General features: G+C 27.4%; 14 protein-coding genes and 5 tRNA genes. 2 read left to right on the forward strand and 17 right to left on the reverse strand.

Annotated features, from left to right (window positions below; translation table 11 throughout):
- Positions 1 to 17: 17 nt before the first annotated feature.
- A complete protein-coding gene (locus tag H0H53_RS02215) occupies positions 18 to 1,265 on the reverse strand; it encodes a bifunctional folylpolyglutamate synthase/dihydrofolate synthase (protein ID WP_185870376.1) in 1,248 nt (415 codons plus the stop codon).
- A gap of 143 nt (positions 1,266 to 1,408) precedes the next feature.
- On the opposite strand from H0H53_RS02215, the gene glnS reads away from it, so the two are divergent.
- Positions 1,409 to 3,067: a glutamine--tRNA ligase gene (glnS, locus tag H0H53_RS02220; RefSeq protein ID WP_238784291.1), complete on the forward strand. Its 1,659-nt coding sequence runs from the start codon at positions 1,409 to 1,411 to the stop codon at positions 3,065 to 3,067.
- A 1-nt stretch (position 3,068) separates the two neighbouring features.
- Here glnS and rpoC read toward each other — a convergent pair whose 3' ends face one another.
- The 16 genes from rpoC to ileS form a co-directional block, all read right to left on the reverse strand.
- Positions 3,069 to 7,310 (reverse strand): DNA-directed RNA polymerase subunit beta', encoded by a 4,242-nt coding sequence (gene rpoC, locus H0H53_RS02225; RefSeq protein ID WP_185870377.1) that lies wholly within the window; start codon positions 7,308 to 7,310, stop codon positions 3,069 to 3,071.
- 24 nt (positions 7,311 to 7,334) lie between these two features.
- On the reverse strand, positions 7,335 to 11,156 hold the full coding sequence (gene rpoB / locus H0H53_RS02230; protein ID WP_185870378.1) for a DNA-directed RNA polymerase subunit beta: 3,822 nt from the start codon (positions 11,154 to 11,156) through the stop codon (positions 7,335 to 7,337).
- Between the two features lie 148 nt (positions 11,157 to 11,304).
- Complete coding sequence (gene rplL, locus H0H53_RS02235) at positions 11,305 to 11,691, reverse strand: 50S ribosomal protein L7/L12 (RefSeq protein ID WP_185870379.1); 387 nt, start codon at positions 11,689 to 11,691, stop codon at positions 11,305 to 11,307.
- A gap of 1 nt (position 11,692) precedes the next feature.
- Entirely contained in the window at positions 11,693 to 12,250 is a 558-nt protein-coding gene (gene rplJ / locus H0H53_RS02240) for a 50S ribosomal protein L10 (protein ID WP_185870380.1), read from the reverse strand.
- Positions 12,247 to 12,945 carry a 50S ribosomal protein L1 gene (rplA, locus tag H0H53_RS02245; protein ID WP_185870381.1) on the reverse strand — a complete coding sequence of 233 codons (699 nt, stop codon included), beginning with the start codon at positions 12,943 to 12,945 and terminating at the stop codon, positions 12,247 to 12,249. Before rplA ends, rplJ begins: the two co-directional genes overlap by 4 nt.
- A 35-nt stretch (positions 12,946 to 12,980) precedes the next feature.
- Complete coding sequence (rplK, locus tag H0H53_RS02250; RefSeq protein WP_185870382.1) at positions 12,981 to 13,412, reverse strand: 50S ribosomal protein L11; 432 nt, start codon at positions 13,410 to 13,412, stop codon at positions 12,981 to 12,983.
- A gap of 1 nt (position 13,413) precedes the next feature.
- Entirely contained in the window at positions 13,414 to 13,962 is a 549-nt protein-coding gene (gene nusG / locus H0H53_RS02255) for a transcription termination/antitermination protein NusG (RefSeq protein WP_185870383.1), read from the reverse strand.
- A gap of 18 nt (positions 13,963 to 13,980) precedes the next feature.
- Positions 13,981 to 14,166, reverse strand: a complete 186-nt coding sequence (locus H0H53_RS03135) for a preprotein translocase subunit SecE (protein WP_185870384.1) — start codon at positions 14,164 to 14,166, stop codon at positions 13,981 to 13,983.
- 20 nt (positions 14,167 to 14,186) lie between these two features.
- A tRNA-Trp gene (locus tag H0H53_RS02265) sits at positions 14,187 to 14,259 on the reverse strand.
- Between the two features lie 34 nt (positions 14,260 to 14,293).
- Positions 14,294 to 15,481: an elongation factor Tu gene (tuf, locus tag H0H53_RS02270; protein WP_185870385.1), complete on the reverse strand. Its 1,188-nt coding sequence runs from the start codon at positions 15,479 to 15,481 to the stop codon at positions 14,294 to 14,296.
- Between the two features lie 40 nt (positions 15,482 to 15,521).
- Positions 15,522 to 15,593 (reverse strand) — tRNA-Thr (locus tag H0H53_RS02275).
- Positions 15,594 to 15,670: 77 nt separating this feature from the next.
- Positions 15,671 to 15,744, reverse strand: a tRNA-Gly gene (locus H0H53_RS02280).
- A 57-nt stretch (positions 15,745 to 15,801) separates the two neighbouring features.
- A tRNA-Tyr gene (locus H0H53_RS02285) sits at positions 15,802 to 15,885 on the reverse strand.
- Between the two features lie 19 nt (positions 15,886 to 15,904).
- Positions 15,905 to 15,978: transfer RNA gene (locus H0H53_RS02290), tRNA-Thr, on the reverse strand.
- 120 nt (positions 15,979 to 16,098) lie between these two features.
- Positions 16,099 to 16,746, reverse strand: a complete 648-nt coding sequence (locus H0H53_RS02295) for a lipoprotein signal peptidase (RefSeq protein WP_185870386.1) — start codon at positions 16,744 to 16,746, stop codon at positions 16,099 to 16,101.
- Between the two features lie 195 nt (positions 16,747 to 16,941).
- On the reverse strand, positions 16,942 to 20,397 hold the full coding sequence (gene ileS, locus H0H53_RS02300) for an isoleucine--tRNA ligase (protein ID WP_185870387.1): 3,456 nt from the start codon (positions 20,395 to 20,397) through the stop codon (positions 16,942 to 16,944).
- Positions 20,398 to 20,510: 113 nt separating this feature from the next.
- Between ileS and mutS the strand changes: the two genes are divergently transcribed.
- Positions 20,511 to 23,078 carry a DNA mismatch repair protein MutS gene (gene mutS, locus H0H53_RS02305; RefSeq protein WP_185870388.1) on the forward strand — a complete coding sequence of 856 codons (2,568 nt, stop codon included), beginning with the start codon at positions 20,511 to 20,513 and terminating at the stop codon, positions 23,076 to 23,078.
- Positions 23,079 to 23,149: the final 71 nt, after the last annotated feature.

Here is a 23,149-nt window from a genome sequence, read left to right on the forward strand (position 1 = left end):
CAAATGTAAATAAAAATTTATAATGTTAATAATAATACTTCAGATACAGTAAAAGAACTTCCACTTATTAAAATGAAATCTTTTTTTTTAGCTTTATTTTTAGATGATAAAAAAGCTTCTCTTACAGAAAAAAAAAAGGAAATTTTTCTATGATTTTTAAAAATTTTTTTTGCTAAAATTTTTAAATTATGAATAGAAAATTTTCTTTCTATATTGGGTTGACAAAAATAATAGAAAGCTTCAATAGGAAAGTATTTTAATAACTGTTCCACTTTCTTTTCTTTCAAAAAACCTAATACTAAATGTAAATTATCATATGATTCTTTTTTCAATTGATTATTTATCATATGAATCCCTTCTTCATTATGAGCTATATCACAAACAATTTTTGGATGATATTGCAATATTTGCCAACGACCTTTAAAATTCGTATTTTTAATTACATTTTTGAATCCATTTTTTATTGAATTATTTGAAATTATTATATTTTTTCTTCTATGCAAAAGATTTATAGTTTTTAATACAATAATCTTATTCAGATTTTGATAATCTGCTTCAAAAGGAATTTTATATTTAGAATAATCTTTCATATTTTTAGAAAAATATATAGGAGCATTTTTTTTTAAAGCTTTTTTAAAAAAAAGAAATCGTATCTCCTTTGACATTTCACTTCCAATTATTACTGATACATTTCTTTTTATAATACCTGATTTTTCTAAAGCAATTTGAAATTGATTCTCTCCAAGAGATTTTGTATGGTCTATACTAATGTTTGTAATGATAGAGACTTCTGGACATATAAGATTAGTAGAATCTAAACGACCTCCCATTCCTACTTCTATGATAGCTATAGAAACTTTTTTTTCTTTGAAATATTGAAATGCCAAGGCCGTATTCATTTCAAAAAAGGACATTTGTTCTTTTTCAATTAATTTTTTATTAAATTTTATGAAATCTATAATAAAATCTTTTTCTATTAAAAAACCATTATAAGTAATTCTTTCTCTAAAATCTATTAAATGAGGAGAAGTGAACAATCCTATATTATATTTTTCTTCTTGCAAGATAGAAGATAACATATGAACTGTAGATCCTTTTCCGTTTGTTCCTCCTACATGAATACTTTTGAAAAAATTTTGAGGATTTCCTAAATGAGAGCAAAAAGTTTGGATTCTTTTTAATCCAGGTTTATATGATTTTAATCCAATATTTTGGTAAATTGGTAAACGATTAAAAATCCATTGTACAGTTTCAAAATAATTCATTATATATGTTATCTTTTAGTAAAAGCACAACATGACATGTCATTTCATGAGTAAGAGAAAAACAAAAATATACTTTATAAAAAAATTAATTAAATTTACAAATTAGCAAATAATTATTTCATATAAAAACACATTTACACTTTATTGAAAAAATTATAGAAGAAGATATAAAAAAAGGATTTCCTATCAATAAAATTCGATTTCGATTCCCTCCAGAACCAAATGGATATCTTCATATTGGACATGTTAAAGCTATATATCTCAATTTCGAATTGGGAAAAAAATACAAAGCTCCTGTTTATTTAAGATTTGACGATACCAATCCGATAGGAGAAGAAAAAAAATTTTTAGAATCTATTAAAAAAGACATTCTATTTTTAGGATTTAAATGGGATTATGAAAGTTATGCTTCAGATTATTTTCATAAACTTTATAAATGGGCTATAATACTTATTAAAAATAACAAAGCTTATGTAGACCATCATTCTAAAAAAGTTATTCAATTACAAAGAAAAACTCCAATTGAATATGGAATTCACAGCAATTATAGAAATAGATCGATAAATGAAAATTTATATCTTTTCGAAAAAATGAAAAATGGATTTTTTGAAGAAGGATCATGTGTTTTAAGAGCTAAAATAGATATGAAATCATCAAATATGAATTTGAGAGATCCAATTATGTATAGAATTTTAAAAAAAAAACATCATCGTACTGGAAATCAATGGTGTATTTATCCTACTTATGATTGGAGTCATGGACAATGTGATTATATTGAACAAATATCTCATTCTTTATGTTCGTTAGAATTTGAAAATAGACGGCCCTTATACAACTGGTATTTAGATCAGATTTATGAAAAGAATCAAATACGTCCCAAACAAATAGAATTTTCAAGATTAAATTTAAGTCATACTATAACCAGTAAAAGAAAAATTCAATATTTAATTGAAAAAAAAATGATCCCATCTTGGGATGATCCCAGAATTTTAACTATATCCGGATTACGTCGTAGAGGATATACCCCAACAGCTATTAAAAATTTTATTCAAGAAATAGGAATTACAAAAAGAAATAATATCATAGATACATCTCTTTTAGAATTTAGAATTCGAGAACATTTAAATAAAATAACTCCTAGAGTTATGGTTGTATTGCATCCAGTAAAATTAGTTATTGATAACTATTCAAATGATTCTACTGAATGGATTGATGCAGAAAATAATCCAGAGAATCTAAAATTTGGATTTAGAAAAATTCCTTTTTCTAAATTTCTATATATTGAAAAAAATGATTTTCTAGAAAAAAAAAGAAAAAAATTTTTTCGTTTATCAATTGGAAATGAAGTAAGACTTAAAAATGCCTATATTATTAAAGCAAATTCTGTAGTAAAAAATTCTAAAGGAGAAGTAATCGAAATACATTGCTCTTATGATCCTAAAAGTAAATCTGGAAAAAAAAAAATGAAAGAAAAAAAAAGAGTAAAAACTACTTTACACTGGGTTTCTGTCAGACATTCTATTCCTATAGAAATCCATATATATCATCCTATTTTTCTGGATAGAGATCCAAATAGAGAAAATTTTCAAAAACATGTAAATCCAAAAACAATAGAAAAAATTGTTGCCTATGCAGAACCAACTTTAAATCAAGCAAAAAAAGGAGATCGTTTCCAATTTCAAAGAATAGGATATTTTTATGTAGATACGACTAATCAAAACTGTAAAGAAAAAAAACTTGTTTTCAATAAAACAGTTTCTATTAAAGATAAGTGGAAAAAAATACAAAATAAAAATTCCTAATCTAATTTACAATTTCTGAGGAAATATTTTCATATTCTTTTAATCCAGTCCCTGCAGGTATTTTGTGGCCTACAATAACATTTTCTTTCAATCCATATAAATAATCTGTTTTGCTACTTATAGCAGCTTCACTTAATACTTTTGTAGTTTCTTGAAAAGAAGCTGCAGAAATAAAAGATTTTGTCTGCAAGGCCGCTCTAGTTATTCCCTGTAATATAGGTCTAGCAGTAGCTGGTATAGCATTTCTGGTTTTTATTAATTTTTTCTTTTTATACTTTAAAACTGCATTTTCATTTCTAAAATCTCTAAAACTAATTAGATCTCCAGATTTAAATATTTCAGAATCTCCTGAATCTTCAATTACTATCATCTGAGAAATCCTATCATTTTCTTCTACAAAATCATCTTTATATTCAATATTTCCTTCTAAAAATCTAGTATCTCCTACATTTATTACTTCTACTTTACGCATCATTTGTAAAACAATAACTTCAAAATGTTTATCATTAATTTTTACCCCTTGCAAACGATATACTTCTTGTATTTCTTTCACTAAATATTCTTGAACCGCCCTAGCTCCCCTTATATTTAAAATATCATTAGGAGTAACAGCTCCATCTGATAAAGGCATTCCTGCTTTGACATAATCATTTTCTTGAACTAAAATTTGATTAGAAAGCTTCACAAGATATTTTCTAATATCCCCAGTTTTTGACTCTACTATAATTTCTCTATTTCCTCTTTTTATTTTTCCATGACTAACTATTCCATCCATTTCGGAAACTACAGCAGGATTAGAAGGATTTCTAGCTTCAAATAACTCAGATAACCTAGGTAATCCTCCTGTTATATCACCAGATTTAGCTGATTTTCTAGGAACTTTAACCAAAATTTTTCCCACTTCTATTTTTTCTTTATCTTCAACCATTAAATGTGCTCCTACCGGAAGATTATACACTTTTAATTCTTCATTATTTTCATTAATAATTTTTAATGTTGGAATTAAATTTTTATTTCTTACTTCTGTAATTACTTTTTCTTGAAATCCAGTTTGATCATCTATTTCTACTTGAAAAGTCACTCCTTGTTCTAAATGTTGATAAGAAATTATTCCAGAAAATTCTGCAACAATCACTGCATTATACAAATCCCATTTGCATATTTTATCTCCTTCTTTTAAGGTATCCCCATGTTTCACATACAAAGTAGCACCATAAGGAACATTATTTGTCATTAAAATAGATGATCTATTTTGATTAAAAAGTTTCATTTCTGTAGAACGAGAAATAACAATAACAATTTCCTCACCTAAATCATTTTTCATTTGCACAGTTTTAAGATCTTCAAATTCTATAATTCCATCATACTTTGCTCGTATTTGTGAAGATTCTGCAATATTTCCTGCAGTTCCTCCAACATGAAAAGTACGTAAAGTTAATTGAGTTCCAGGTTCTCCAATAGACTGTGCTGCAATAACTCCTACAGCTTCCCCTTTTTTAACAATTTTCCCTGTAGATAAATTCCTCCCATAACATTTAGAGCAAATTCCCATTTTTGATTCACAAGTCAGTGGAGAACGAACTTCAACAAATTCTATTCCAGACTTTTCAATCAAACCTGCTATTTTTTCATCAATCATATCTCCAGATGAAATTATTAATTTTTTGTTTTTTGGATGAAAAATATCGTTCAAAGATATACGTCCCAAAATTCTATCAAATAAAGTATCAACTATTTCTTCATTTTTTTTTAAAGATGATATTTTTAATCCCCTAAGAGTATTACAATCTTCTATAGTGATAATGACATCTTGAGCTGCATCAACTAAACGTCTTGTAAGATATCCTGCATCAGCAGTCTTTAATGCAGTATCCGCTAATCCTTTACGAGCACCATGAGTGGATATAAAATATTCTAAAATAGAAAGCCCTTCTCTAAAATTAGAAAGAATAGGATTTTCAATAATTTCTCCTCCAGAAGATCCGGCTTTTTGAGGTTTAGCCATCAATCCACGCATACCAGAAAGCTGACGAATTTGTTCCTTAGATCCTCTTGCTCCAGAATCTAACATCATATATACAGGATTAAACCCTTGTCTATCTTCACGCATATGTTTCATTACTTTATCTGTTAACATGGAATTTGTATTTGTCCATATATCAATAACTTGATTATAACGTTCATTATTTGTTATCAATCCCATGTTATAATTCATTTTTACACTATCAACTTGTTTGATCGCATGAAAAACCATGTCTTTCTTATCATTTGGAATAATAATGTCTCCTAATCCAAATGATAACCCTCCCTTAAATGCATTATAAAAACCTAATTCTTTAATATCATCTAAAAATTTAGAAGTTGTAGGAACATCTGTGAGATACAAAATTTTCCCTATAATTTCTCTTAAAGATTTTTTTGTCAGAGATTCATTAATATATCCTACTTGTTTAGGAACAACTTGATTAAATAAAACTCTCCCTACAGTTGTTTCTATTAATTTTTTAAAAAATTTGTCCTCTTCACGAAGATCTACCTTTACACGAATTAAAGCATGTAATTCTACTTTATTTTGATTATAAGCTATTTCTACTTCTTCCGGAGAATAAAAAGTGAGACCTTCTCCTTTTACTTTTTTTCTATTTGAACTTGATAATAGAGGTTTAGTCATATAATATAATCCTAATACCATATCTTGAGAAGGAACGGTAATAGGAGATCCATTAGCAGGATTCAAAATATTTTGAGAAGCTAACATAAGAAGTTGTGCTTCTAAAATTGCTCCATAAGATAAAGGTAAATGAACGGCCATTTGATCTCCATCAAAATCAGCGTTAAAAGCAGCACAAACTAAAGGATGCAATTGGATTGCCTTTCCTTCTATTAATTTAGGTTGAAATGCTTGAATTCCCAACCTATGCAAAGTAGGAGCTCTATTCAATAATATTGGATGTCCTTTTAATACATTTTCCAAAATATCCCAGATCATGGGATCTCTCTTATCTATAATTTTTTTTGAAGATTTGACTGTTTTTACAACTCCTCTTTCAATCAATTTTCGTATTATAAAAGGTTTGTAAAGTTCTGCAGCCATATCTTTAGGAAGACCACATTCATGTAATTTTAAATGAGGACCAACTACAATAACCGAACGTGCAGAATAATCTACTCTTTTTCCAAGCAAATTTTGTCTAAAACGTCCTTGTTTTCCCTTTAAAGAATCAGATAAAGATTTTAAAGGACGATTCGCCTCTGATTTTACTGCGGATACTTTTCTTGAATTATCAAATAGAGAGTCTACTGCTTCTTGTAACATTCTCTTTTCATTTCTAAGAATAACTTCAGGCGCTTTAATTTCTATCAAACGTTTTAAACGATTATTTCTTATCAAAACACGACGATACAAATCCGTCATATCAGAAGCCGCATAACGACCTCCATCTAAGGGGACTAAAGGACGTAATTCAGGAGGAATAACAGATAAAACATGAATAATCATATAAGAGACATTTCCTCCATTTTTTTTCCCTTCCCGAAAAGATTCTACAACTTGTAAACGTTTTAAAGCTTCAGTTCTTCTTTGTTTAGAAGTTTCATTATGAACTTGATTTCTTAATTCTATAGATAAACTATCTAAATCAATACGATTTAAAAGATCTTCTATACACTCAGCACCCATTTTTGCAATAAACTTTTTTGGATCAGTATCTTCCAAATATTGATTTCCTTTTGGTAATTGATTTAAAACAGATAAATATTCTTCTTCCGTAAGAAAATCTCCTTTTTGAAAGGAAGACCCATCTGAACGAAATGCTTCTCCTCCTTGGATAACTACATATCGTTCATAATAAATAATCATCTCAAGTTTTTTAGAAGATAAACCTAATAAATATCCTATTTTATTAGGAGAAGTACGAAAACACCAAATATGAACAACAGGAACTATAAGACTAATATGCCCCATACGTTCACGTCTCACTTTTTTCTCAGTTACTTCCACTCCACATCTATCACAAACAATTCCTTTATAACGAATTCGTTTATATTTTCCGCAAGCACATTCATAATCTTTTACTGGTCCAAAAATACGTTCACAAAATAAACCATCTCTTTCTGGTTTATGAGTTCTATAATTTATAGTTTCTGGTTTTAAAACTTCTCCATGAGATTCTTTTAAAACAGATTCTGGAGATGCTAATCGAATAGTTATTTTACTGAACTTATTATTTTTTTTTCTATTCATTTCTTCATATTAAAATAAAAAAAATTACTCTTCTAAATTAATGTCTAATCCTAATCCTTTTAATTCATAACATAAAACATTAAAAGACTCTGGATTATTAGGTTCCGGCATTGATTCTCCTTTTACTATTGACTCATAAGTTTTCGACCTTCCTGTCACATCATCTGATTTAACAGTTAAAATTTCACGTAAAATGTTGGAAGCTCCAAAAGCTTCTAAAGCCCAAACTTCCATTTCTCCAAAACGTTGTCCTCCAAATTGCGATTTACCACCAAGAGGTTGTTGAGTAATAAGAGAATAAGGGCCTATAGAACGAGCATGCATTTTATCATCTACCATATGACCTAGTTTTAACATATATATAACCCCTACGGTTGCAGGCTGATCAAATCTTTCCCCTGTTCCCCCATCAAATAAATAAGTTGTTCCAAAACGAGGAATACCAGCTTTATTCGTGTATTCATATATTTTATCTATAGAGGCTCCGTCAAATATAGGAGTAGAAAATTTAATATTGAGTTTATATCCTGCCCAACCTAATACTGTTTCATATATTTGCCCAATATTCATTCTAGATGGGACCCCTAATGGATTTAAAACAATATCTACAGGACTTCCATCTTCTAAAAATGGCATATCTTCTTCACGAAGAATTCGTGCAACTACACCTTTATTTCCATGTCTCCCAGCCATTTTATCTCCTACTTTTAATTTTCTTTTTTTTGCAATATATACTTTAGCCATTTTAATGATCCCGGAAGGTAATTCATCCCCAATTGTAATAGAAAACTTTTTATGTTTTAAACTGCTAGTTAAATCATTGAATGCTATTTTATAATTATGTAGAATTTCATATACAAGATTACTTGTTTCCCTATCATCATAGGTCCACCCAGATGAAGTGATATTTATATAATCAGATATCTTATTTAACAATGGAAAAGTAAATTTAGATCCTTTTTTTATTACTATCTTTTGTTTTTTTTCATCTAAAATTTCCTGAGAAATCTTATCCTGTAAAATAAGATGTAATTTTTGCAATAAAAGATTTCTTAAATCAGAAAATTTTTTATCATATTCTTTTTCTATACGTTCTATTTGTATTTTATCCTTAGCTCTAGATGTTTTATCTTTTATACTACGAGTAAATAATTTTGTATCAATAACAACACCAAATAAAGAAGGTTCAGCTCTTAAAGATGCATCCTTTACATTTCCTGCTTTATCTCCAAAAATAGCTCTTAACAACTTTTCTTCTGGAGTAGGATCAGATTCTCCTTTAGGAGTTATTTTTCCAATAAGAATATCCCCAGGTTTTACTTCAGCACCAACACGAATAATTCCATTTTCATCCAGATCTTTAGTTGCTTCTTCACTGACATTAGGAATATCATTCGTTAATTCTTCCATTCCTAGTTTTGTATCACGGACATCCAAAGAATATTCATCTATATGGATAGAAGTAAACCAATCTTCACTCACTACTTTTTCTGAAATCAAAACAGCATCTTCAAAATTATACCCATTACATGGAATGAAAGCCGCTCTTAAATTTCTTCCTAAAGCCAGTTCTCCACCTTCAGTTGCGTATCCTTCACATAAAATTTGTCCTTTTACAACTCTCATTCCTTTTTTAACAATAGGTTTCAAAGTAATGCATGTATTTTGATTTGTTTTTCTAAATTTAATAAGGTCATATACTTTGATTTCAGAATCAAAAAGAACCAAAGATTCTTTCTCTGTTCTATCGTAACGAATAATAATTTTTTTTGCATCAATATATTCCACTATTCCATTTTTTTCTGCATTAATTAAAATACGAGAATCTTTTGCTACTTGTTTTTCCAATCCTGTTCCTACAATAGGAGATTCAGGTTTTAATAATGGAACTGCTTGACGCATCATATTAGACCCCATTAAAGCTCTATTGGCATCATCATGTTCTAAAAAAGGAATTAAAGAAGCAGATATAGAAGCAATTTGATTAGGGGCAACGTCTACATAATCCACTTGTTCTGGTTTTACGATTGGAAAATCTCCATCTTCTCTAGAAATGATTCTATCAGAAACAAAAACACCATCTTTATCTATAGCATTAGCTTGTGCTATAATTTTTCCTTCTTCTTCTTCTGCGCTTAAATATTTTTCTTCATTTTTTAAATTTACTTTTCCATTGTGAACTAATCTATAAGGAGTTTCTACAAATCCCATTTGATTAATTTTTGCAAAAACAGAAAGAGAAGATATTAACCCAATATTTGGACCTTCTGGAGTTTCAATTGGACACAATCTTCCATAATGAGAATAGTTCACATCCCTAACTTCAAATCCTGCTCTTTCTCTAGATAATCCTCCAGGACCCAAAGCCGATAATCTCCTTTTATGTGTAATTTCAGATAATGGATTGGTCTGATCCATAAATTGAGATAATTGGTTTGTCCCAAAAAAAGTATTAATTACAGACGATAAAATTTTAGAATTTATCAAATCTACTGGCATAAAAACTTCATTATCACGAACATTCATTCGTTCTCTAATGGTTCTAGCCATTCTAGATAAACCAATACTAAATTGTGTATAAAGCTGTTCTCCAACAGTTCTTACACGTCTGTTTGATAGATGATCTATATCATCTACTTCTCTTTTAGAATTAAATAAAGCATTTAAATGTTCAATAATAGCAATAATGTCTTCTTTTGTCAAAACTAAATGATTGGGATCAATATCTAATCCAAGACGTTTATTTAAACGATATCTTCCTACAGGACCTAAGCTATATCTAGTATCAGAAAAAAAAAGCTTATCTATAACGCTTCTTGCTGTTTCTTCATCTGGAGGTTCTGTATTTCTAAGTTGTTTATATATATATTCTACTGCTTCTTTTTCAGAATTAGTAGGATCTTTCTGCAAAGTGTTATAAATAATAGAATAATCTTTTTTTCTTCCTCCTTCTTTGTGTAATAAAACTGTTTTTATTTCATGCTGAATAATTAAATCAATATGTTCTTGTGTAAGGGTTACATCTCTATCTATAAGAATTTCATTTCTCTCTATGGAGACCACTTCTCCTGTATCTTCATCCACAAAATCTTCATGCCAAATATTTAATACTCTAGCTGCTAAAGTTCTAGATAAAATTTGATTAGAATTTTCTACTATCACTTTGACTTCTTCTGCTAAATTAAATATTTCTAATATATCTTTGTCCCTTTCATATCCAATAGCACGTAATAAAGTGGTCATGGGTAATTTCTTTTTTCTATCAATATAAGCATACATCACATTATTTATATCTGTCGCAAATTCTATCCAAGATCCTTTGAAAGGAATAATTCTAGCAGAATATAATTTAGTTCCATTTGCATGATGAGATTGTCCAAAAAAAACTCCGGGAGAACGATGTAATTGAGAAACAATTACACGTTCTGATCCATTGAAAATAAAAGATCCAGAAGGAGTCATATATGGATATGTTCCTAAATATACATCCTGATACACTGTTTCAAAATCTTCATGTTCAGGATCTGTACAATATAATTTTAGCTTAGCTTTTAAAGGAACACTATAAGTCAAACCCCTTTCAATACATTCTTCTATAGAATATCTAGGAGTATCCATAGAATAGCCTTTAAATTCTAAAACAAAGGAGTTTCTCGCATCAGAAATTGGAAAATTTTCTGTAAAAGTTTTAAATAATCCTTCATTTTTTCTATCTTCTGGTTTTGTATCAAGTTGAAAAAATTCTTTAAATGATTTGATTTGAATATCCAAAAAATCAGGATATTCTTCTTGTTTTGCTACTGAAGCAAAAGTAATTCTTTCTAAAACTTTTTCTATATTCACCAAATTAAACGGTAATTAAAATTTTTTTATATAAAAAAATAAACATAGTTCCACTGTTTATTATAGTTTTTTTTATAAAAAAAATAAAACTATGAATGTGAAAATATGTGAAAATAATAAGAATAAACAAAATCATCAAAAAACATTAATATTATTTTAATTCTACTTCGGCACCAATTTCTTCAAATTTATTTTTTAAATTTTCTGCTTCTTTTTTATCAACAGATTCTTTAATAAGAACATTTGGAAGATTATCCACTAATTCTTTAGATTCTTTAAGTCCTTTTCCAGTAATTTCTTTTACCAATTTTACTACAGATAATTTAGAATTACCAGAAGATTTTAGAATTAAATTAAAAATATTTTTTTCTTCCTTACTAGAAGAACTTTCTTTTTTTGAAGAATCTACTAATGGTTCTAAACCCCTAGTATTAGAGTTAGAAGGTTCTATCCCATATTCTTTTTTTAAAAAAATAGCTAATTCATTAACTTGTTTTACAGTTAGATTTACCAATTGTTCTGCTAACTTTTCTATCATCTTATTTTTTTATTTTATTGTTTTTATTAATAATAGGATCTGATAATTTTTCTAGAATTCTAAATACTTTATATTCTCCTAATTCCTTTAAATATAAAAAAACATGTTTAATTGGATCTTGAAGCATATTTAAAATATCAATTATAAGATCTTTTTTAGATTTTATATTAATTAATAAATCCAAATCTTTATTTCCAAAAAAGAAAGATTCTTCAACATAAGCTCCTTTTAAATAAGGTTTTTCCATTTTTTCTTTAAGATGAAAATTTTTTATAATTTTTGATGGAATACTACTTTCTGAATTAGAAAATAAAATAGAAGTATTTCCATTTAAAATAGAAAAAAAAGAATCTAATTTTTTATTTTCAATCTTTTTTAAAGCTTTTTTCAATAAGGTATTCTTTATAACTTTCATTTGAATATTAAATTCATAAAAATTTTTTCTAAGAATAGAAATATGATTAGAATTCAAATCCGAAATATCAATTAAATATATTGTATTATAATTAGAGAATATAGAAATTAATTCTAATATTTTTTTTTCTTTATTTTCCCTCATTGATTCATAAAACTTTTTGAGTCCACCAAAATACTATGACTCATAGTAGTGGATAAATAAATACTCTTTATATAAGAAGAACCTTTGCAAGAGGAAGGTTTATTTCTAATAATTTTGCTCATAAATTCCTTTGCATTATTCAATAAATATTGATGAGAAAAAGAAACTCTTCCAATAGAAGAATGAATAATTCCATAACGATCTGCTTTAAAAAATATTTTCCCAGATTTTATTTCTTTGATAGATTTCCCTGGATGTATAGAAACTGTCTCTAATTTTAAACTTGGCATTAATCCCTTAGACCCCAATATTTTACCTAAAGAACTTAATTGAGGCATCACTGATGGAATGGTAATTATAACATCAATATTTGTCCATCCATGTTTAATTTTTTCTATGTAACCCAATCCCACATAATCAGCTCCAGCCTCTTTAGATTCTAATTCTTTATCTTTAGGAACTAAAGCTAAAATACAAATTTTTTTACCTGTACCATGTGGTAATTTTACAGATCCTCGTATCATCTGATTTGATAATCTTGTGTCTATTCCTAGACAAACAGAAATATCTACAGAGGCATCAAATTTAACAAAAGAAATCTCTTTAACAAGAAGAGATGCTTCTTCTAAAGAATATTTTTTTTTCTTAATTTTTTCTAAAATTTTTTTTCTATTTTTAGTTAATTTTTTTGACATAAAAAAGAAGTGATAATCTATTTTTTTTATTCTTACTACGTATCGTAAACTTCTACACCCATTGAACGTGCAGTTCCAGAAATCATAGATATAGCAGATTCAATTGAAAAACAATTCAAATCTTCCATTTTATCCTTAGCTATTTTTTTTATTTGATCTAAACTGATTCTTCCTATTTTAGAACGGTTTGGTTCATTAGATCCTTTATCTAATTGAATTAGATTTAATATCTGAATAGAAACTGGAGATTTCTTAATAAGAAAAGAAAAAGATTTATCTTCATAAACAGTAAGAATTACTGGACATATTTGTCCTTTTTTATCCTGAGTTCTAGAATTATATTGATTACAAAATTCCATTATATTTACTCCTGCACTTCCTAAAATAGGTCCTATAGGAGGAGAAGGATTTGCCTTTCCTCCATTTATTTTTTGTATTTTGATTCTCTTGACTATTTTTTTAATCATATTAAATTTTTTCTATTTGTGTAAAATTTAATTCAAGCGGAGTTTTTCTTCCAAAAATTAAAACAGCTAATTCCAATTTTCTTTTTTCTTCATTAATTTTTTCAATTGTTCCGTTAAATCCACTAAAAGGACCATCTATTACTTTTATAGTTTCTCCTACCACAAAAGGAATCCTTATATTTTCATAACTTTCTGACAATTGATCTATTTTTCCTAACATTTTATTCACCTCTTCCGTTCTCATAGGAATAGCAGAACCACCCTTTCCTTCACTTAAAAAATTAATAACTCCAGGTACATTTTTAATTGCATGGACCGCTTCTCCTTCAAGATTCGCTTCTACCATAACGTATCCAGGATAGTGAACTTTTTCCCTATGAATTTTTTTGCCTTTTCTCATTTGTATAACTTTTTCTATTGGAACTAAAACTTTTCCTATATATTCTTGAAACCCATTATCTCTAACTTCATTCTCAATATATGATTTAACTTTATTTTCTTGCCCACTAATGGTTTTAATAACATACCATTTTCTTTCCAAATCACTCATCAATGTTTTAGTTTTATATTATAAAGAAAATAACTTTTTCATAAAAAAAATAAACAAACCATCCACACCATATAAAAATATAGATAAAAACATAGAAAAAAACGACACAATAAGTGTAGTTTCTTGCAAATCTATCCACTTAGGCCATGTCATGCAATAAAAAAATTCATCGTAAATTTCCAAAAAAAAATTTTTTCTTTTCATATAATCTACGATTTTTTTTGCACGGACGGTAAGAATCGAACTTACGACCTTCGGTTTTGGAGACCGATGCTCTACCAACTGAGCTACATCCGTTTCAATTTATTTCAAACAGAATTAATTTTATTAATTAATCCATAATTTGAACAACTTGTCCTGCTCCAACCGTTTTTCCTCCTTCACGAATAGCAAAACGTAAATTTTCACTTAATGCGATAGGTTGATGCAATTCTACTTCCATAGAAATATTATCTCCTGGCATTACCATTTCTACTCCACCTAATAAATGAATTTCTCCGGTAACATCTGTAGTTCTTAAATAAAATTGTGGTCTATATTTATTATGAAAAGGAGTATGTCTTCCTCCCTCTTCTTTTGTGAGAATATAGACTTCTGCTTTAAATTTTTTATGAGATTTCATAGATCCTGGTTTCCCTATTACCATTCCACGCCTAATATCCTTTTTTTCTATTCCACGTAATAATAATCCAACGTTATCCCCTGCTTGTCCTCTATCTAAAATTTTTCGGAACATTTCCACACCTGTTACTGTAGACGATAATATATTTTCTCCCATTCCGATAATCTCTACCAAATCTCCTGTATTAATAATTCCACATTCTATACGTCCTGTTGCTACGGTCCCTCTACCAGTTATAGTAAACACATCTTCAACAGGCATTAAAAATGGTTTATCCATATCACGAATAGGTTCAGGAATATATTCATCTAAAATATTCATCAAATCCTGAATCTTTTCAATCCACTTTTTTTCTCCATTTAAAGCACCCAATGCAGATCCTTGAACAATAGGAATATTATCTCCATCATATTCATATTTAGAAAGCAATTCTCGTATTTCCATTTCTACTAATTCCAATAATTCTGGATCATCTACTTGATCCACTTTATTCATAAAAACAACAATTTTAGGAACACCCACTTGACGTGCTAATAAAATATGTTCTCTTGTTTGAGGCATAGGACCATCTGTCGCGGCAACTACCAAAATAGCTCCATCCATTTGAGCCGCTCCAGTGATCATATTTTTTACATAATCGGCATGACCAGGACAATCCACATGAGCATAATGTCTTTTAATTGTTTCATATTCTACATGAGAAGTGTTAATCGTAATTCCTCTAGCTTTTTCTTCTGGTGCATTATCAATGGCATCAAAACTTTTCTCCTCTGCTAATCCTAACTCTGATAAAACTTTGGTAATAGCAGCCGTCAAAGTTGTTTTCCCATGATCTACATGACCTGTTGTTCCTATATTTAAATGTGGTTTTTCCCGTTTAAATTTTTCTTTTGCCATGATAAATAAAAATTTCTAAAATTTTAAAATAAAATTCAAAAGCCAACGGCGGGAATTGAACCCGTACCCTCTTCCTTACCAAGGAAGTGCTCTTCCACTGAGCTACATTGGCCATTTTTTTTTACTACTAACTTTTTATAAAAAAAAATTATACCTAATAAGAAAAGAGTAGTAGTAGTATTCTTTTAGAGCGGAAGACGGGATTCGAACCCGCGACATTCAACTTGGAAGGCTGATGCTCTTACCAACTGAGCTACTTCCGCTTTTTCTTTGTTCTCAGATTCTTTTTTTTAGAATACATACATAAATACAAAAAAAAATGGGGAGAGCAGGATTCGAACCTGCGAAGGCAAAGCCAACAGATTTACAGTCTGTCCTCGTTAACCAAACTTGAGTATCTCCCCAAATAAATAATAAAAAAAAAGCCGGTAGAGGGATTCGAACCCACGACCCCGAGATTACAAATCACGTGCTCTTACCATCTGAGCTACACCGGCAAATAAATTTATCAGAACGAACTAACTATTATTATTCACTAATAATGAAAATCAGATTGGTACGTCTTACGTACAACAAATCTATAGAGATTTTTATAAATCTCAAAAAAATAATGAATATCAAAAAATTTTTACACTTTTAATTTTATTCTTGAATACTAACAATAAAATAACACCAAGGAAGATCACAAAATCTGAAAAATTAAAAACTGGTTTAAAAAATTGAAAATGATATCCACCAAAAAATGGAATCCAATGAGGAATATTAGTATCTATTATAGGAAAATAAAACATATCGACAACACATCCTTCCATAAAAGAGGAATAACCTCCAGAGAACAAAGAACTACTACTCATTTTAGATATTCCAGGATAAGAAATCCATTTATGATATTCTTTATGATAAATTGTTCCTGTATCAAATAACATCCCATATAAAGCACTATCTAAAAAATTTCCTATAGCTCCTGACAAAATAAAACTAGTAGGAAAAATAAAAAAATTTGAAGATTTTTTTTTTACATTTTTATAAAGAAAAATAGAAATAAAAAATATTAATAAAAAACGAGAAATACTTAAAAAAATTTTTCCATAATATCCAGGAGCAAGAAAAAAACCATAAGCCATCCCAGGATTTTCTACAAGGATAATCCAAAAGAAAGAAAAAATAGGAAATCCACCACCCAATTCAAAATGGGTTTTTATATAAATTTTTAAAAACTGATCTATTAATAAAATAGAAAAAATAATTAAAAAAATTTTTTTCAAATAAAATATATAATTAATAAGGGTTCATTTGAATCAATGCTTCTTATTCTGATGCAATAATAATCTTTCTTATTTAATTTTTTTTTCATAAAAAGGATCATTGTAGTAAATAGACTCTTTCAGCATTCAAAAATAGATCATTTTTTATTTTCATTTTATTCTCACTAGACTCATAGAAATATTATTTTTCCATTATCATATAATATTTTCTGATTTTTGTTTTTGAGTCATTATAGATATATATATTGAATGATTTTCAAAATCTATTTTTATTCCTTTTTTCTCTATTATGTTTTTTTCTACTAAAAAAAGATCTGACGCAAGAATTTCTTGACAGATATAATTTTTGTTTTTTTGTATGATCAATTGTATTTCTTTAATCGCATTTATATATACCAATATTTTTTCTATCACGTTATAGTTACACTTTTTTCTCAATTTCTGTATATTTCTAATCAATTCCCTGACAAAACCTTCTTCACGAAGGGATTTCGTTATGTTCAAATCCAAAGCAATTGTCAATTCATTATCAAAAATAACAGACCAATTTTTTACAAATTCAGTTGTAATAATCACATCTTTTAAAAAAATCACAATTTCTTCACCTTTAAGAGAAAAAATATATTTTTTGTTGACCTCTATTTCTTCAATGTCTTTTTGAGTAAATTTTTTTATGAAATTAGAAATGATTTGAGTTTTATTTCCAAATTTAGGTCCCAAATATTTATAATTTGGTTTAATATGTTTGACAACTTCTAAAGATTTACGAGACGTAAGAAACTCAATTTTTTTTACATTTATTTCTTGTTTAAGAATATCAGATATTTTTTTCAATTCATCAGTTGTTTTTTTATTAGAAATGAAAACAAGTAATTTTTGCAGAGGTTGACGAATTTTTATTCCCGTTTTTTTTCTAATGGAAAAAACCATGGTTGTAATTTTTTGAACTAAAAACATCTTCTTTTCTAATTCCTTATTTATAAAAAATGAATTATACTCTGGAAAAAATGTTAAATGAACACTTTCAAAATTTTCTTTCTTTGTAATAGAATTAAGATCTATATATAATTTTTCTGAAAAAAATGGAACAATAGGTGAAATTAATTTAGATATTGTTATCAAACATTTATAAAGCATTTGATATGCAGATATTTTATTTTGAGTATATTTTTCTTTCCAAAATCTTCTACGACATAATCTAACATACCAATTACTTAATTGATCTAAAACAAAAGATGAAATAAAACGAGCCGCCTTAGTTGGATTATAATCCGCATAATATTGATCTACGATTTTAATCATTGTATTTAATTCAGAAAGAATCCAAAAGTCTAATTCTGTATAATGTTCTAAAGAACAATCTTTTTCTTTATAAGAAAAACCATCAATATTAGCATATAAAACAAAAAAAGAATAAATATGATAAAGTGTTCCAAAAAATTTGTTAATTACAGTCCGTATTTCTTTCACATTGAATTTTAAATTATCCCAAGGTTCAGAATTAAATATAATATACCAACGAATGGCATCAGATCCATAATCATCTATCAAATCAAAAGGATTTATAGTATTTCCTTTGCTTTTAGACATTTTATGACCTTTTTCATCTAAAACTAAACCAGTGGAGATAACATTTTTATATACTGTAGAATTGAATAACATACATCCAATAGTATGCAAAGTAAAAAACCATCCTCTCGTTTGATCTATTCCTTCTACAATAATATCTGCAGGAAAAAACAAATTTTTTTCAATATATTCTTTATTTTCAAATGGATAATGAAATTGAGCATATGGCATGGATCCAGAATCGAACCATACATCTATTAAATCTGGTTCTCTTTTCATTGGAGTTCCTTTACTAGAGACTAATACAACCTCATCTAAAATATGTTTGTGCAAATCTATTTTTTCATAATTTTCATCACTCATATCATCCAATATAAAATTTTCAAACACGTTGTGTGACATTAATCCATGTTGAATAGATTTTTGAATTTCAAAATATAATTCTTTGATTGACCCTATCACAATTTCTTCCTCTCCATCTTTTGTTCTCCAAATAGGTAAAGGAGTACCCCAATATCTAGAACGTGATAAATTCCAATCTTTTATATTCTTTAACCAAGAATCAAAACGTTTTTTTGTAGATTTAGGATACCAATTGATTCCTTTATTTAAAAAGATCATTTCATCTTTTATTTTTGTGGTTTTAATAAACCATGAATTTAAAGGATAATAAAGAATAGGTTTTTCTGTTCTCCAACAATGCGGATAAAAATGAGTATGCATTTCTACTTTAAAAACTTTTTTTTCTTTCTCAAGAAAAGAAACTATTTCTTGATCTACGGATGAGGAGAAAAAACTTGAATTTTTTTGATTTTTTTGAAAATCATTTTTTACATATTTTCCACCAAATCCATAGGGATAACTTTTTAAAAATTTTCCTTGCAAATCCACTAAAGGGACAGGAACATTTTCTTGATTTAAAATCAACATAGATGGAATATTGTATTTTTTAGCGGCTATAAAATCATCTATTCCAAATGTAGGAGCAATATGGACAATCCCAGTCCCTTCAATTGTATTTACAAAATCTGCTTCTATCACTTGAAAAGCATTTTCTTCTTTTTGATAAGGTTTAAACCAAGGTAATAATTGTTCATACTTGCTTTTAATAAGTTCTTTTCCTTTAAATTTGCTCGCTATAAAATAAGGAATCCTATTATTATTTTTTTCATAAATTTTGAATTTATCTAATTCAAAGATGTTAGAAACAAAATAAAATCTATCTGGTAATAATATTTTATGAATTAATTTTTCAGAAAAAATGATATTTTCTTTAGAAAAAGTATATGGATTATAAGTTATAATTAAAACATAATTTATGTTTAATCCAACAGCTAGTGCTGTATTAGATGGAAGAGTCCAAGGTGTAGTTGTCCAAGAGATTAAATATGTATCTCCTAAAAATTTTTGAATTTTTTTTGGTAAAGTCTCTTTCTTAGTTTTGAATTTTAAAATAGGGGCTATCTGTTTTACTTTTTTATAGGTTCCTGGCATATTTAACTCATGATAACTTAATCCTGTACCTGCTGCAGGAGAATATGGTTGAATAGTATACCCTTTATAAAGAATTTTTTTTCGATATAATTTTTTGATTAACCACCATACGCTTTCTATATATTTTGCATTACATGTTATAAATGAATTTTCCATATCTAACCAATATCCTATTTGGTTCGTAAACTTTATCCATTTTTCTAAAGATTTTTTCACAAAACATTTACAAATACTATTATATTCTTCTATACTTATTTTTTTTCCTATATCTTTTTTAGTAATTCCTATTCTTTTTTCTACATTCAGTTCTACAGGAAGGCCATGTGCATCCCAACCAGCCTTTCTTATCACTTTTTTTCCTTTAAGAGTATGATATCTGCAAAAAATATCTTTTATTGTTCTAGCTACTATGTGATGTATTCCAGGGCTTCCATTTAAAGAAGGAGGACCTTCATATAATACATAATAGAAGCCTTTAGAAGGATTAAAACTTTTTTTAAAAATTTTGTGTGTTTTCCAATATTGATTTATTTCTATAGTAATTTTTTTTAGATCTAGTTTTTTATATTCTCTAAATATTTTTGACATGATAAATAATAATTCAAAAAAAATAAGGATTTTATCATCATTATAATTTAAATTTTTACAAACTAAATAATCCCCTATTTTTATTTATTAATTACTACTATTTTATTATTATAATGAATAAAAACAAAAATTCTTTTTCCGAAGAAACTCCATTAATCAAACAATATAATAATATAAAAGATAAATATACAGAAGACACTATTCTATTATTTCAAGTTGGAGATTTCTATGAAACTTTTGGACAAGACGCTGTCAGATGTTCTAAAATTTTAAATATTGTTTTAACCAAACGATCAAATATTCCCTTAGCAGGGTTCCCTTATCATTCTTTAAATAATTATTTGCCAAAACTAATCCAATCAGGACATCGTGTTGCTATTTGTGATCAATTGGAAGAACCTCAAAAAGGAAAAAATATTGTAAAAAGAGGAGTAATAGAATTAGTGACCCCAGGAATAGCGATCAATGAAAAAATTTTACAAAAAAAATCTAATAATTTTTTAGCTTCTATTTATGTGTATAAACAAAAATTAGGATTCAGTCTTTTAGATATTTCTACAGGAGAATTTTTTCTGTCAGAAGATAATCAATTCAATATTTTGCAGTATCTCAAACATTTTAATCCAAGTGAAATACTTTTTCAGAGAAAAGAGAAAAATTTTTTTAATCAATTTTTAAAAGACAAATATTATACCTTCTTAATGGAAGATTGGATATTCAATTATTCATTTGCATATGAAAAATTGATAACTCATTTTCAAACAAATTCTTTAAAAGGATTTGGAATAGATGATTTAAAATTAGGAATTATTGCTTCTGGAGTGATATTAAGTTATTTACATGAGACTCAACATTACAAAATCAAACATATTTCCACCATACGAAGAATAAAAAAAGAAGAACATATGTGGATTGATGATTTTACCTTTCGTAATTTAGAAATATTTCGTTCTTTAAATAAAGAAGGAGTTTCTCTAATAGATATTCTAGATAAAACGATCACCCCTATGGGGAGCAGATTATTAAAACATTGGATTCTTTTTCCATTAAGAAATATACTTCATATACAAAAACGTCATGACATAGTACAAGAACTATTTTCTAATTCCTTCATTCATAAATGTATAATAAAAAGACTAAAAGAAATTTCTGATATAGAACGAATGATTTCCAAAATAGCTATTGGAAAAATATCTCCCCGTGAACTAATAGCATTGCACAAATCTTTAACAGCTATTGTTAAAATACAAAAAAAAATTTTAGGACAAGGATCAAAAAAACTTGTAGAAGTTGTAAATACTTTTCAAAACTGTAACGATATTTCTAAACATATTATTCAAACAATACACACTGATTCTCCTCATTCTATTGAAAAAGGAAATGTCATTATGAAAGGAGTTTCTAAGGAATTGGATGAAATACGTCATCTTTATTTTTCTAAAAAAGAATATTTAGAAAAACTTTGTTCAGTTGAACAATTGAATACAGGAATACAAAATTTAAAAATTGGATATAACAATGTAATTGGATACTATTTTGAAATAAGAACTTCAAAAAAATATAAAATACCATCTTATTGGATCCGTAAACAAACATTGACCAACTCAGAACGATATATTACCGAAGAATTAAAAAATTATGAATTTCAAATTTTAAATGCTGAACAAAAAATTTTGTCTCTTGAAAAAGAAATATTTTACAATTTGATTAACCAACTTTTAAAACATATAAACCCTTTACAAAAAAACGCAAAAATAATTGCCGAATTAGATGTTCTATGTTCTTTCTCTACCATTGCATTAGAAAATAATTATGTGAAACCAGAAATAAATCACTCTTTTCAATTATACATAAAAGAAGGAAGACATCCGGTTATTGAAAGACAATTTCAATCCAAAACATCATATATTCCTAATGATATTATTCTGAATAAAACAGATCAACAAATTATGATTATAACGGGACCAAATATGTCAGGAAAATCAGCTATTTTGCGTCAAACTGCAATTATTATATTAATGACGCATATTGGGAGCTTTGTCCCTGCAACATATGTAAAAATGGGATTAGTGGATAAAATATTTAGTAGAGTTGGAGCTTCAGATAATATTTCTTTAGGAGAATCTACTTTTATGGTAGAAATGAATGAAACTGCAAATATATTAAATAATATTTCTAAAAGAAGTTTTCTTATTTTAGATGAAATAGGAAGAGGAACAAGTACTTATGATGGAATCTCCATAGCTTGGTCTATTATTGAATTCTTACATGGAAATTCTTTTAGACCCATAACTTTATTTGCTACTCATTATCATGAGTTAAACAAAATGAGTTCTTTTTTTGAAAGAATTAAAAATTATCATTTTTATGTCAAAAAAATTAATGAAAATATTATTTTTATGCGTAAACTAATTGATGGAGGAAGTGAACATAGTTTTGGAATTCATGTTGCTAAAATATCAGGAATGCCTATAAAAATTATTCATAGAGCAAAAGAAGTATTAAAAACAATAAATAAAAAAAACATATGGAATGATCATATCTCTCAACAACAACATAAAGCTTTTTTTTTATCCAAAAAAATAATAAATTATTTTAATCAATTAGAGATTAATCATCTAACTCCTGTAGATGCCCTTGTAAAAATCAGAGAAATTAAAAATTTATTAGATGAATCATAAAATTTGCGATATATATAAAAGTGTTTTTACCTTTGTCTAAAAAAAGTCTCATAAAACGACTATTAGACATG

Source organism: Blattabacterium cuenoti (genome assembly GCF_014251955.1).
Lineage (GTDB): Bacteria > Bacteroidota > Bacteroidia > Flavobacteriales > Blattabacteriaceae > Blattabacterium > Blattabacterium cuenoti_L.

Coding starts and splice junctions, on each gene's coding strand:
- nusG (WP_185870383.1), bottom strand. CDS start 13,962: ATGAGTGATTTGGAAAGAAAATGGTATGTTATTAAAACCATTAGTGGG.
- rplK (WP_185870382.1), bottom strand. CDS start 13,412: ATGATTAAAAAAATAGTCAAGAGAATCAAAATACAAAAAATAAATGGA.
- H0H53_RS02215 (WP_185870376.1), bottom strand. CDS start 1,265: ATGAATTATTTTGAAACTGTACAATGGATTTTTAATCGTTTACCAATT.
- tuf (WP_185870385.1), bottom strand. CDS start 15,481: ATGGCAAAAGAAAAATTTAAACGGGAAAAACCACATTTAAATATAGGA.
- rplL (WP_185870379.1), bottom strand. CDS start 11,691: ATGATAGAAAAGTTAGCAGAACAATTGGTAAATCTAACTGTAAAACAA.
- rpoC (WP_185870377.1), bottom strand. CDS start 7,310: ATGAATAGAAAAAAAAATAATAAGTTCAGTAAAATAACTATTCGATTA.
- mutS (WP_185870388.1), top strand. CDS start 20,511: ATGAATAAAAACAAAAATTCTTTTTCCGAAGAAACTCCATTAATCAAA.
- rplA (WP_185870381.1), bottom strand. CDS start 12,945: ATGTCAAAAAAATTAACTAAAAATAGAAAAAAAATTTTAGAAAAAATT.
- rplJ (WP_185870380.1), bottom strand. CDS start 12,250: ATGAGGGAAAATAAAGAAAAAAAAATATTAGAATTAATTTCTATATTC.
- H0H53_RS03135 (WP_185870384.1), bottom strand. CDS start 14,166: ATGAAAAGAAAAAATTTTTTTTTGGAAATTTACGATGAATTTTTTTAT.
- ileS (WP_185870387.1), bottom strand. CDS start 20,397: ATGTCAAAAATATTTAGAGAATATAAAAAACTAGATCTAAAAAAAATT.